The organism is Parafannyhessea umbonata (assembly GCF_900111255.1).
GTDB classification, from domain to species: Bacteria; Actinomycetota; Coriobacteriia; order Coriobacteriales; family Atopobiaceae; genus Olsenella_J; species Olsenella_J umbonata_A.
Map to the genome: position 1 here is coordinate 1 of NZ_FOGP01000004.1, position 11,475 is coordinate 11,475.

The 11,475-nt window shown below is 63.4% G+C and carries 11 protein-coding genes and 1 tRNA gene; 2 read left to right on the forward strand and 10 right to left on the reverse strand.

The annotated features are described in order from the left end of the window. The 5 genes from BMY31_RS05625 to BMY31_RS05645 all read right to left on the reverse strand — a co-directional run. The coding region (locus BMY31_RS05625; RefSeq protein ID WP_143802944.1) for a helix-turn-helix domain-containing protein at positions 1 to 281 on the reverse strand (281 nt) is incomplete at its 3' end. A 123-nt stretch (positions 282 to 404) separates the two neighbouring features. Further along, on the reverse strand, positions 405 to 1,139 hold the full coding sequence (nagB, locus tag BMY31_RS05630) for a glucosamine-6-phosphate deaminase (RefSeq protein ID WP_078687388.1): 735 nt from the start codon (positions 1,137 to 1,139) through the stop codon (positions 405 to 407). A gap of 151 nt (positions 1,140 to 1,290) precedes the next feature. Beyond that, entirely contained in the window at positions 1,291 to 1,926 is a 636-nt protein-coding gene (gene rdgB / locus BMY31_RS05635; protein WP_091009034.1) for an RdgB/HAM1 family non-canonical purine NTP pyrophosphatase, read from the reverse strand. 69 nt (positions 1,927 to 1,995) lie between these two features. Then, the gene (gene rph / locus BMY31_RS05640) at positions 1,996 to 2,736 is read right to left on the reverse strand and encodes a ribonuclease PH (RefSeq protein WP_091009038.1); all 741 of its coding nucleotides are present in this window, start codon (positions 2,734 to 2,736) and stop codon (positions 1,996 to 1,998) included. Between the two features lie 224 nt (positions 2,737 to 2,960). After that, positions 2,961 to 3,036 (reverse strand) — tRNA-Val (locus tag BMY31_RS05645). Positions 3,037 to 3,113: 77 nt separating this feature from the next. Here BMY31_RS05645 and BMY31_RS05650 point away from each other — a divergent pair. Next, complete coding sequence (locus BMY31_RS05650; RefSeq protein ID WP_257612381.1) at positions 3,114 to 4,694, forward strand: Mur ligase family protein; 1,581 nt, start codon at positions 3,114 to 3,116, stop codon at positions 4,692 to 4,694. Positions 4,695 to 4,757: 63 nt separating this feature from the next. Continuing rightward, positions 4,758 to 5,690: an HAD hydrolase family protein gene (locus BMY31_RS05655; RefSeq protein ID WP_078687384.1), complete on the forward strand. Its 933-nt coding sequence runs from the start codon at positions 4,758 to 4,760 to the stop codon at positions 5,688 to 5,690. A 38-nt stretch (positions 5,691 to 5,728) separates the two neighbouring features. Here the strand turns inward: BMY31_RS05655 and BMY31_RS05660 are convergent, their stop codons facing one another. The 5 genes from BMY31_RS05660 to BMY31_RS05680 all read right to left on the reverse strand — a co-directional run bounded on the left by BMY31_RS05660 (position 5,729) and on the right by BMY31_RS05680 (position 11,419). Then, positions 5,729 to 6,067 carry an acylphosphatase gene (locus BMY31_RS05660; protein ID WP_159443996.1) on the reverse strand — a complete coding sequence of 113 codons (339 nt, stop codon included), beginning with the start codon at positions 6,065 to 6,067 and terminating at the stop codon, positions 5,729 to 5,731. A gap of 137 nt (positions 6,068 to 6,204) precedes the next feature. Further along, complete coding sequence (locus BMY31_RS05665; RefSeq protein ID WP_091009042.1) at positions 6,205 to 8,175, reverse strand: PTS fructose transporter subunit IIABC; 1,971 nt, start codon at positions 8,173 to 8,175, stop codon at positions 6,205 to 6,207. Positions 8,176 to 8,221: 46 nt separating this feature from the next. Then, positions 8,222 to 9,127 (reverse strand): 1-phosphofructokinase, encoded by a 906-nt coding sequence (pfkB, locus tag BMY31_RS05670; protein WP_078687381.1) that lies wholly within the window; start codon positions 9,125 to 9,127, stop codon positions 8,222 to 8,224. A 2-nt stretch (positions 9,128 to 9,129) separates the two neighbouring features. Further along, a complete protein-coding gene (locus tag BMY31_RS05675) occupies positions 9,130 to 9,882 on the reverse strand; it encodes a DeoR/GlpR family DNA-binding transcription regulator (protein WP_091009045.1) in 753 nt (250 codons plus the stop codon). Positions 9,883 to 10,204: 322 nt separating this feature from the next. Then, the gene (locus BMY31_RS05680; protein ID WP_078687379.1) at positions 10,205 to 11,419 is read right to left on the reverse strand and encodes an iron-containing alcohol dehydrogenase; all 1,215 of its coding nucleotides are present in this window, start codon (positions 11,417 to 11,419) and stop codon (positions 10,205 to 10,207) included. Positions 11,420 to 11,475: the final 56 nt, after the last annotated feature.

The following is an 11,475-nucleotide window of genomic DNA, read 5'->3' on the forward strand; positions in this document are numbered from 1 at the left end:
GAGGCTATGCCGAACCTCTCCATGGCCTCGGGCTTCGTCATGCCCTCGTCGACGACGGCGCGCGCGGCGGCGACCTTGGTCTCATATGAGTAGACGGCGTATTTCTTTCCCATGTCTGTCAGCCCCTCGATGCCGACGGATCTGTACGTGTCGATCCATTTTCTCACGGCCTCGTAGGGAACACCGATCAGGCTGGAGATGGCTTTGACACCGTTCCCCGCGTCGTAGAGCTCGGCGGCTTTCGACCTCGTGGCGGCGTCGTACAAAGTTCTTCGGGTCATGAAAGAAGCCTCCCTTTTCTCATGTCCAAGAAAAGGGAGGCGGTTCAGCGCTTCTCTCCGGGCCCTTTTTCATTCTTGTCCGACAGCTTTTTGGCCGCCTTTAGCCAACGTCCGGCCTGTCGCCTACTCCTGCGGGCACCTGGAAAGGGCCGCCTCGTCGGCAATGACGACGCAGTTGGTGTGCAGCTGCAGGATAGACGCGGGACAGTCGGGGTCAACCGGACCGTAGCACATGCGATAGACGGCGTCGGCCTTAGCCTCGCCGCTTGCGATGACCAGGATCATGCGCGCGTACATGATCGTCTGCACGCCCATGGTGTACGCCTGGCGGGGGACGTCCTCCTCACGCTCAAACAGGCGGGAGTTTGCCTTGATGGTGCTCTCGGTGAGGTTCACGCAGTGGGTGCCCTTCGAGAAGCAGCTGTCAGGCTCGTTGAAGCCGATGTGACCGTTGTTGCCGATACCCAGCAGCTGCAGGTCAGGGTAGCCGGCCTCCCTCACCATGCGGTCGTACTCGGAGCAAGCGGCCTCGGCGTCGGGGTTGGAGCCGTCGGGCACGTGCGTGCGAGCCAGGTCAATGTTGACCTTGTCGAAGAGGTTCTGGCGCATGAAGTAGTGATAGCTCTGCGGATCGTCGTTGGTGAGACCACGATACTCGTCCAAATTGTAGGTACTGACGTTGCTGAAGTCCACGTCGCCCTTGTCGCACCACTCGACGAGCTGGCTGTAGGCGCCCAGCGGCGTCGTGCCGGTCGCCAGACCCAGCACGCAGTCGGGCTTCATAATTACCTGTGCAGAGATGACGTTGGCCGCCTTGCGGCTCATATCCTTATAGTCAGTGGTACGAACGATGCGCATGCTTCCTACCTTCCCCTAGACGTGCGTCTACAGCAAAAAATGCCAAGGGCGTCCGCGTGCCCGACGCCCGATTGCCCCACAAAACGCAGGCCGTGCATCCCTTCTCAAGGGATTGCGCAAGGCCCGCGCCCGCATCGCACGAGCGACGAACCTAAAGCTTTGCCCTCAGGTCCTCAAGCGCGTGGAAGCGGTGAGAAATAGCGTTCTTCTCCTCCGGCTCAAGCTCTGCCATGGTCTTACCCGGCGTGTCTTGTGGAAGGAAGAGCGGGTCGTAACCAAACCCGTTGTCGCCGCGGCCCACGAAGCCGATCATGCCCTCACAGTCGCCGTCGCCGCGCAGAATGCCCTCGCCGTCCTCGTCGGACTCGACCAGCACCACGCTCGAGTGGAAGCGCGCGGTGCGCTTGGCCTCGGGAACGTCCGTCAGCTCGCGAAGAAGCTTCTGGTTGTTGGCTGCGTCGTCGCCATGGCCGCCGGCAAAGCGTGCCGAGAAGATCCCCGGCGCGCCGTCGAGGGCGTCAACGCACAGGCCGGAATCGTCCGCAATCGCAAAGCGCAGGCCCGTCTCGACCAAAGCCGCACGGGCCTTGATGAGGGCATTCTCGTAGAACGACTTGCCGTCCTCGATGGGATCGGGGAACGACCCGAGCTCGCCAAGGGCGACAAAGCGCGTGCCCGGCATGCCGGGAGACAGAATCGCCTCGATTTCGGTCACCTTGTGCGCATTGCCCGTCGCAACAACAACAGTATGGCGAGGATCAAGCGTGTTGATATCTACCTTTTGCATTGGAACTCCTATCGTTGGGACTCGCTGCCCCGAAAGCGTCGCGTGTGGCGCGTGGCGTTTCGCGACAGGCTAGCTGCGAAAGCCCGTCACCTGGTTCTGAAGGTCGACAAGCTTCGCAATGGCATCCTGCCCCATGTCGAGCAGCTGGTTGAGCTGACCGCGGTCAATCGTCGAGCGCTCGCCCGTACCCTGGACCTCAACGATGCCGCCGGCGTCGGTGCCCACGAGGTTAAGGTCGACCTGAGCATGGCTGTCCTCGGGATAGTCAAGATCAAGCAGAAGCTCGTCATGAACCAGCCCCATGGATATTGCCGCAACCTGCCCCGTTAGGGGGAGCCGGTTGATCAGGCCCTTCTCGACCATGGACATGAGGGCATTGTGAAGCGCCACCCATGCACCTGTGATGGACGCCGTCCTGGTACCGCCGTCGGCCTGGATGACGTCGCAGTCGCAAGTGATGGTGTACTCGCCCAGGCGATTCATGTCGACCACGGCACGCAGGCTGCGACCGACCAGACGCTCGATCTCCATCGAGCGACCTTTGCGCTTGCCGTACTCACGCTTGGAGCGACGGTTGGTGGAGGCAGGAAGCATCGCGTATTCGGCCGTGACCCAGCCGGCACGCGAGCCCTTGCGCCAGGCAGGGACGCCCTCCTCGACGGTGGCGGTGCAGAGCACGCGCGTGTTTCCAAACTCGGCCATGCAGGACCCGTCAGCGTTCATCATCACGTCACGCGTGAGCTTGACGGGACGCATCTGGTCTGCGGCTCGCCCAAAGCTACGTTCTGACTGGCTGGATTCTGCGGACATGAAACCTCCTGTCCCACGGCACTCTCTATTCAATAGGGACAGACTATCACGGACCCCCTGACACACGCAGGTCAAAGCGCGCACCACGCACCGCGCGAACACAATGCCGGACAGAAACAACACGCTCGAAAAGAGTCCAGAACAAGGTCAAAAAAAGCCGGAAAAGCAGGGCCCGAGCAAAGAGAAGGTCACGGGGACGTTCCCCGTGACCTTCTTGAGATCAATGGTGGGCGATGAGGGATTCGAACCCCCGATCTTGTGCTTGTAAGGCACCTGCGCTAGCCGCTGCGCCAATCGCCCATTGCGGAGTGATTCTATCACAGCACCTGCGTGGACACGCAACCTGCTCCGCTGGTTTTATACTAGGCACCATGAATATGACACTAGAACAGATTGCCCGGCTGCTCGAGGAGGAGGGCCTGCTCGCGCAGGACGCTCCGAGCCTAGCCGCCGCAGGCACCACCGCCATCACGGGCGTCGACTGCGACTCTCGCTTTGCTGCGCCCAACCACCTCTTCGTCTGCAAGGGGGCCGCGTTCAAGCCGGCCTACCTGACAGGCGCGCTCGCCGCAGGCTGTGTCGCGTACCTATGCGACGAGTCGCACGGCGCCGAGCTTGCCGCGACAGCCCCCGGCGCGCCCGCGCTGGTCGTGCGCGACGACGGGCTTCGCCGCGCGATGGCAGTCACCAGCGCCGAGGCATGGGGGCATCCCGACAGGCAGCTTGACGTCATCGGCATCACGGGCACCAAGGGCAAGTCGACCGTCGCCTACATGATGCGCGCCATTCTGGACGCAGGCGAGCCCAAGTCCCACTGCGCAATCATGGGTTCCATCGACACGTTCGACGGCGTCGAGGACGCGGAGAGCGTCAACACCACGCCCGAGCCGCCCGATCTGTGGCGCCACATCGACAACGCCGCGCGCTCCGGCCTGGGCCACATGGTCATGGAGGTCTCGAGCCAGGCACTCAAGTACGACCGCGTGGTCGGCCTGACGTTGGACGTCTCGTGCTTCCTCAACATCGGGCGCGACCACATCTCGCCGCGCGAGCACCCCAGCTTCGAGGACTACTTCGAGAGCAAGCTGCGCATCTTCGACCAGGCATCCTCTGCCGTCGTCAACCTCGAGTCCGAACAGGCAGGCGTCGTCCTGGAGCACGCCCGTCGCACCGGCAGGGTCATGACCTTCTCGTCCGCTTCTGACGCAGCCGAGAAGGGCGCAGACGTCTGGTGCGAAGAGGTCACCTCCCACGGCGGCATTCAGGCCTTCACGGCACACACCCCGTCGTGGGAGGGCGAGGTCACGCTCTCGATGGCCGGCCTCTTCAATGTTGACAACGCCCTGGCGGCCATTGCGATGTGCGAGCTTCTGGACGTCCCCCAGCTGCAGGTGCGTCAGGGCCTGGCACACGTTCGCGTGCCCGGGCGCATGGAGCTCCTCCCCACGGCCGACCCCAAGGTCACCGGTATCGTCGACTACGCGCACAACAAGCTCTCGTACCAGAAGTTCTTCCACTCCGTCGCCCACGAGTTCGCGGATCGCAAGATCATCGCCGTGCTGGGCGCGCCAGGTGGCAAGGCGTACGAGCGCAGGCAGGAGCTTCCTCAGGAGGCCGCCAAATGGGCCGACCATCTGATCTTTACCGAGGAGGACCCCGCGCACGACTCCGTTGCAGAGATCTGCCGGCAGATGGCCGAAGCCACTCCGGCAGGCTGCGCGCACGAGTCTATCGTCGAGCGCCCCCTGGCCATCCGCCGCGCAGTTCAGCTTGGCTTCGCCGCACCCAATGGCGCAGTCATCTGCCTGCTAGCCAAGGGCGACGAGACCGTGCAGCACGTCGGAGACCGCTTCGTGCCCATGGAGACCGACGGCTCCGTGTTCGAGCGCGAGGTGGCGGCCGCCCTTCTGGCGGGCGCCGACGGAAACGCCCCAGACGACGCTCGTTCCAGCAGATAGTTCGCTTGTCCAAGCACCCGGTCGCCTCGTGGTGCCGGGTGCTCTCACGAAGAAAGGCATCACATGCCCTCGCTCTCGCTTCCGACATTCCCCTCCGACGCCTCGACCCTCCCCGGCGACCTCGCCGACCGACTCTCGCGCATCAAGTACGTGATCACCGACACCGACAACACCATGGTCAGCCACGGCCAGGCGCTCGCCTCGGCCGACGGCACGCCCTCCATCGAGCTGGCCCAGACCCTGGTGGACATGAGGCGTGCGGGCATGAGCGTCGTCCCCTGCACCGGACGCAACCGCGCCATGATCCGCGAGGACGTTCGCATGCTCGGCCTCCCGGGCTGGATCGGCGAGATGGGTGGCATCCTCTGTCTGCACGAGGGCACGGAGGCAGACTGGCGCTACTTCACCGCGGACATGCCATACGACCCCAGCTGCGGCCTGACCCCGCACGACGTGATCTACAAGACGGGCGTGATCGACCGCATGCTCAGGCGCTGGTACGACTGCCTCGAGGCATATAACGACAACAACATTGGCTACCAGTACCGCGAGGTCACCTTCGCGCTACGCGGAGCCGTCATCGAGGACGAGGCGCAGGCGATGCTGGACGAGACGGGCCTGCCCCTGTACCTGGCGGACAACGGCTTCGTGAGTCGCATCACCGGAAACACCATCCTCCCGCACTTCCCCGACGGCAAGGTGCGTGACGTCCACACCTACCACGTGACGCCACGCGGCCTCGACAAGGGATCTGCCACCAAGCGCTACATCGAGCTGATGGGCTGGGACCCCAGGGAGGTCATCGCCTGCGGAGACTCGCCCGCGGACTGCGACATGGCCCCGCACGTCGGAACGTTCCTGCTCATGCGCAACGGCATCAACAACCCGAAGACCCAGGCCGCCCTGGCCGATGCGGGCAACGCCTTCGTCTCGGCGGCAAACAGCACCGACGGCTTCTGCATGGCCATGCGCACGCTGCTGGCGCTCAAATCCTAGCAATCCCGCCGCCGCGAGGGGCGCCACGCGGCGGCGGCTCAATACCTGACGCGAAACGAGTCCTCGGCAACCACGGGGATGTCATTCTCGTCCACGAGCGTCGCCTTGATCCACGTGTCGGCGCTCGCCGAGGCCGCCGCAACCTCCTTTTTGAATTCATCAACCTGCCCGGGCAAGCCCTGGACCTCGACGAGTACGTCACCGTCGTCGAGGTTCTCGACCCAACCGGCGACCTCGACGCGCCGCGCGATCTGCTGGGCGGTAAAGCGAAAGCCAACCGCCTGGACCTCTCCCGCATAACGCAGACGGCGGCGCACCGCACCCTCGGAAACCGGGCGAGAAGTTCTCTGCCTCTTCCATGGCCAGGTAAAGCCCATCGCGTCTTCCCCCTCATGACGGCGAGCCACGTAACGAGAAAGGGTGCGGCCACGACGTGACCGCACCCTCATGATACGTGCCTGCGAGTCAGAAGCACCCGAGGCTTGTCTGGTACTTCCGGCAACGGGTGACGTGCCTACTCCTCGACGTAGGGCTTCTTCCAGAAGGAAAGAATCAGCGCGCCGACGACAGAGCCGATGAGACCCGCGAGCAGCCACATGGCGGGGTTGCCGATGACCGCAACGACCCAGGCGCCACCGTGGGGCGCGGGACTGGTGCAGCCAAAGAAGGCCGAGAGAGCACCCGCGACGGCAGAGCCGATGATGCAGGAGGGAAGCACGTGGCCGGGGTCAGCCGCGGCGAACGGAATGGCGCCCTCGGAGATGAAGGAGAGGCCCATGATGTAGTTCACCAGGCCCGCGGAGCGGTCGGCCTTGGACCACTTGTTCTTGAAGAACGTGGTGGAGAGGGCAATGACCAGGGGCGGAACCATGCCGCCAATCATAACGGACGCCATGACGACCTGACCGGACGCGGTGCCGGCGGCAAGGGCGCCGGTGCCGAAGACGTAGGCAGCCTTGTTGAAGGGGCCGCCCATGTCGATGGACATCATGCCGCCGACGACAGCACCGAGCAGGACGATGTTCGTGGTGCCCATGCCGTTAAGCCAGTTGTTGAGGGCCGTGTTGATGGACCCGAAGATCGGGTTGAGGACGAACATGGCAGCACCAATGGCAAGGGTGCCCAGCAGCGGGTAGATGAGCATCGGCTTGATGCCCTCAAGGGAGTCAGGCAGCTTCTCGCAGGCCTTCTCGAGCCAGAGGACCATGTAGCCCGCGGCGAAGCCAGCAAACAGCGCTGCAATAAAGCCGCCGGAGACGCAGGCCGCTGCAGCCGCATCGGGGTCGCTCATCATGAGGTTGACGTAAGCCAGGCTGTAGCCCGCCTTGGCGAACAGGCCGCCGACGAAGCCAGGCGCGAGGCCGGGACGGTCAGCAATGGACATGGCGATGAAGCCCGCGAGGACCGGGAGCATCAGGCCGAAGGCCTCGCCACCAATGGTCTTAAAGAACGCGGCGGCGGGAATGGAGGAGCCATATGCCGCGGTACCCAGACCAGGCTGGTCGACCAGGAAGGCGATTGCGGTCAGGATTCCACCGCCGATAACGAACGGAAGCATGTGACTGACGCCGTTCATCAGGTGCTTGTAGATGATGCTCCAGCCAGACTCCCCCTTAGTCTCGGCAGCAGCCGCGGGGGCGGAACCCTCCTGGACCGGGGCCTCGTTGTTGAGAATGGTATCGATAAGCCTCTCGGGCTCCTTGATGCCAGCGGAGACGTTAGTGGAGAGAACCTGCTTGCCCGCGAAGCGAGAGCGCTCGACGTTCTTGTCGGCCGCGATGATGACGCCCTTGGCGGCAGCAATCTCCTCGGCGGTCAGGACGTTCTTGGCGCCGGCAGAGCCCTGGGTCTCGACCTTGATGGTGACGCCCATCTCCGCGGCCTTCTTCTCGAGGTTCTCGGCGGCCATGTAGGTGTGGGCGATGCCCGTGGGGCACGCGGTGATGGCGACGATGTCGGGAAGGGCGCACTTACTCTCGGCGGAGTCGGAGGCCTCGGTCGCGGCCTCAGCACGCTCCTCCGCGGCCTTCTCGGCCTGGGCATCATCGATAACCTTGAGGAACTCCTCGGGGGTCTTGGCCGCACGCAGGGCGTCGGCGAAGTCCTGGTGCATCAGGAGCCTGGAGAGCTGCGCCAGAATAGCGAGGTGGGTGTTGGCCTCTCCCTCAGGTGCGGCGATCATGAAGGCCAGGTCGCTCGCGCCGCCGTCCGGTGCGCCCCAGTCGACGCCGTCGGCGATGGTCATGGCCGCAAGTCCCGGCTGCTTGACCGCGCTGGTCTTGGCGTGTGGGATGGCGATTCCGTCGCCAACGGCCGTGCTGAACTCGGCTTCGCGCGCCATGATCGCCTCTTTGTAGGCGGTCTCGTCCGCGATGTTGCCAGATGCCACCTGGAGGGCGACAAGCTGGTCGATGGCGTCGTCACGACTCGAGGCGGTGACCCCGATCCTGACGCCCTCGGGCTTCAGCAAATCCGTAATCTTCACGTGTGCTCCCTTCGCGTATACACGTTCCACAATGCAGCCCGCTCCCCTACAGGGATGCGAGCAGATTCTCTACCTCGGGACGGGTGGCCAGGTCAGGCGAGAAGGCGCTCGCCGAGCCCGTGCAGACACCCATCTTGAATGCGGTAGCGTAGTTGCCGTCGCTCTCCAGGTACCCCGCGATGAAGCCGGCAACCATGGAGTCGCCCGCGCCGACGGAGTTGACAACGGTTCCCTTGGGAGCCTCGCTCATGACGACCTCGCCGGTCTCCGAGACGAAGACCGCACCCTCGCCGGCCATCGAGACGAGCACGTTGCGCGCGCCCTTCTCCTGCAGCTTCTTGGCGTAGGGGACGACCTCCTCACGCTTGTTGAGCTCCACTCCGAATATGGCGCCCAGCTCATGGTTGTTGGGCTTGATGACAAACGGGTGATACTGCAGGACGTTGACAAGCAGGTCGCGCTCGGCATCCACGGCAATGTCGACGCCGCGGCCCTCGAGCCTGCCCATGATGCGCTGGTACATGTCACCCGGAAGCATCGAGGGGACACTGCCCGCGATGACCAGGATGTCGCCCTTTCCGAGCTTGTCGAGCTTCTGGTAGAGGGCGTCGATGTCGTCCGGGGTAATCTTGGGACCCATGCCGTTGATCTCGGTCTCGTCCTCGGCCTTGAGCTTCATGTTGATGCGGCTCATTCCCTCCGCGACCGTGACGAAGTCGCAGTCGACGCCATAACCGACAGTGCGCTCGACGATCTCGCGGCCCGTGAAGTCGGCGACGAAGCCCAGAGCGGTCGACTTGTGACCCAGGTTGTTGAGAACGATCGAGACGTTGATGCCCTTGCCACCAGGAAGGACGTTCTCGTAGTTGACGCGGTTGACCGCGCCCAGCTTCAGCGAGTCGAGCCTCACGATGTAATCGAGAGACGGGTTAAACGTGACCGTATAGATCATGGCTATCCTTTCACCTCGACGAAGTTGTCATACTGCCGGTATTCGGGATCACACGGCATTGCATCCGTGATGATCGTCGCGTCCTCAAAGGCGCCGAAGCCCACAGGCGAGACGCGATCGAACTTGCTCGAGTCACACAGGACGTACGCGTGCTGCGTCTGACGCAGGGCCGCCTCCTTGACGGTGGCCTCCTCAAGCTCGGGAGTGGTAAACCCCGCCTCGGGAGTGACCCCATTCGCCCCGAAGAAGCCAACCGTAAAGTGCATGCGGCTGATTGCCTCGACCGTGGCTGCGCCCACGACGACCTCCGTTAGCGGCTTCAGGGTTCCGCCAAGGAGAATAACGTGGCATCCGCGGCCGAGGAGCCTCTGCGCAACGGGAAGCGAATCGGTCACGAAGGTTGCACTGGTCTGGCCCATCATCTCGGCCATGGTGATGGTCGTGGTGCCACCGTCGATGTAGACGAAGTCGTCGGGCTCGACCAGCCCCACGGCAACGCGCGCGATGGCCTCCTTCGCAGAAGCGTTCAGGCGCGACCTGCTTGCCGACGCCTCGTCGTGAAGCTGCGAGTTGGCGCGAATCTTAGTTGCGCCGCCATGGACGCGAGCGACCAGACGCCGGCGGCTCAAGACCGAGAGGTCACGTCGGATGGTGGACTCCGAGGCATCGAAGGCGCTCATGAGCTCCATGGTAGAGACCGAGCCCTTGCGCTGGACATACTCGGCGATCCGCGCCTGTCTCTCCTCAGCAAGCATGCTCGTCCTCCTCGGGCGACCGATCCCCTACCGGAAAAATGATAAATCCGTCACTTTCGTTCATTATCGATCATTTCCAATCACAGTATACCTAACGGGCGAGTGGTATGCATCGAGCATTAGGCGGCGTTTTGGCCAAGAAGTACACGTCGTCTAAGTCGATGAATTGACACTTCCGCATTTCCGTTACCGCTACGTGACTGGTTTTGAACGGCTCTTCGGCCCCAGTCACGCGCCCCTGCCCCCCAGACGCACGAAGGGAGCCCGTCGGCCTGGCCGGCGGGCTCCCTCCCCTATTGTTCGCATTTATGTGGCGACGCCCTTAGAAGTTGACGGGAGTGTCGTTGTAGACGCACTCGAGCAGCTTCTCCATCTCCTCCTGCGTGGGCTGGCGCGGGTTGGAGCCGGTGCAGGCGTCGAGCAGCGCGTTGGCCGCGACGTCGTGCTTCTTCGCCTCAAACTCCTCGTAGTCGATGACGGAGGCGTCGGCCTTCACGCCGCCGGCACCATAGTTCTTGATGCCCTGCGGAATATCGATCTGGTCGTTGATGTCGCGAATCTTCTGGACCAGCGCCTCGACGAGCCCGTCCTCGGTAGTGCCCTCAAGATGCAGGATCTCCTTGGCAATGTAGGCATAGCGGCTCTTGGCGCGGGCATCCTTGGCGTTGAACTGGATGACCTTGCCCAGGTACATGGCGTTTGCGCAGCCGTGGATGATGTGGTCGCCGGTAAACGCGGCGCCAGTCTTGTGGGCCATGGAGTGGACGATGCCCAGCAGACCCGAGGAGAACGCGATGCCGGCGATGCACTGTGCGTCATGCATGTGCTTGCGGGCCTCGTGGTCGCCCGTGTAGGACTTGGGCAGCCACTCGACGATCTCGCGGATGGCGTGGAGCGCGTTAGCGTCGGTGTACATGGAGGCCGCAGTGGAGACGTAGGCCTCGATGGCGTGGGTAAGTGCGTCCATGCCGGTGTGCGCGCAGAGCTTTGCGGGCATGGTGTACGTCAGCTCGGGGTCGACGATGGCGACGTCCGGGGTGATCTCGAAATCTGCGATGGGGAACTTGATGCCCTTGGAGTAGTCGGTGATGATCGAGAATGCGGTGACCTCGGTCGCGGTGCCCGAGGTAGAGGAAATCGCACAGAAGTGCGCCTTGGTGCGGAGCTTCGGCAGGCCAAAGACCTTACACATGTCCTCAAACGTGGTCTCGGGGTACTCGTACTTGATCCACATGGCCTTGGCGGCGTCGATGGGAGAGCCGCCACCGATGGCGACGATCCAGTCGGGCTGGAACTCCTGCATGACGGCGGCACCGCTCATGACCGTCTCGACGGAGGGGTCGGACTCGACGCCCTCGATCAGCTTGACCTCCATGCCAGCGGACTCGAGGTCAGCCTGAACATCCTGGAGGAAGCCACCGCGCTTCATGGAGCCGCCGCCGCAGACGATGACAGCCTTCGAGCCCTGGAAGTTCTTGACCTCATGACGAGCGCCCTCGCCGAAGTACAGGTCACGCGGATTGGTAAAACGTCCCATAACACTCTCCTTTTTGTGGGGCCGCCAGCATTGAACGGCCAATGCACGAAGAGAAG

Bases quoted from the DNA above. Each gene is read 5' to 3' on its own strand.
- BMY31_RS05660 (WP_159443996.1), bottom strand. From the start codon at position 6,067: ATGGGCTTTACCTGGCCATGGAAGAGGCAGAGAACTTCTCGCCCGGTT.
- BMY31_RS05680 (WP_078687379.1), bottom strand. From the start codon at position 11,419: ATGGGACGTTTTACCAATCCGCGTGACCTGTACTTCGGCGAGGGCGCT.
- rdgB (WP_091009034.1), bottom strand. From the start codon at position 1,926: ATGCAAAAGGTAGATATCAACACGCTTGATCCTCGCCATACTGTTGTT.
- BMY31_RS05675 (WP_091009045.1), bottom strand. From the start codon at position 9,882: ATGCTTGCTGAGGAGAGACAGGCGCGGATCGCCGAGTATGTCCAGCGC.
- pfkB (WP_078687381.1), bottom strand. From the start codon at position 9,127: ATGATCTATACGGTCACGTTTAACCCGTCTCTCGATTACATCGTGAGG.
- BMY31_RS05650 (WP_257612381.1), top strand. From the start codon at position 3,114: ATGACACTAGAACAGATTGCCCGGCTGCTCGAGGAGGAGGGCCTGCTC.
- rph (WP_091009038.1), bottom strand. From the start codon at position 2,736: ATGTCCGCAGAATCCAGCCAGTCAGAACGTAGCTTTGGGCGAGCCGCA.
- nagB (WP_078687388.1), bottom strand. From the start codon at position 1,139: ATGCGCATCGTTCGTACCACTGACTATAAGGATATGAGCCGCAAGGCG.
- BMY31_RS05655 (WP_078687384.1), top strand. From the start codon at position 4,758: ATGCCCTCGCTCTCGCTTCCGACATTCCCCTCCGACGCCTCGACCCTC.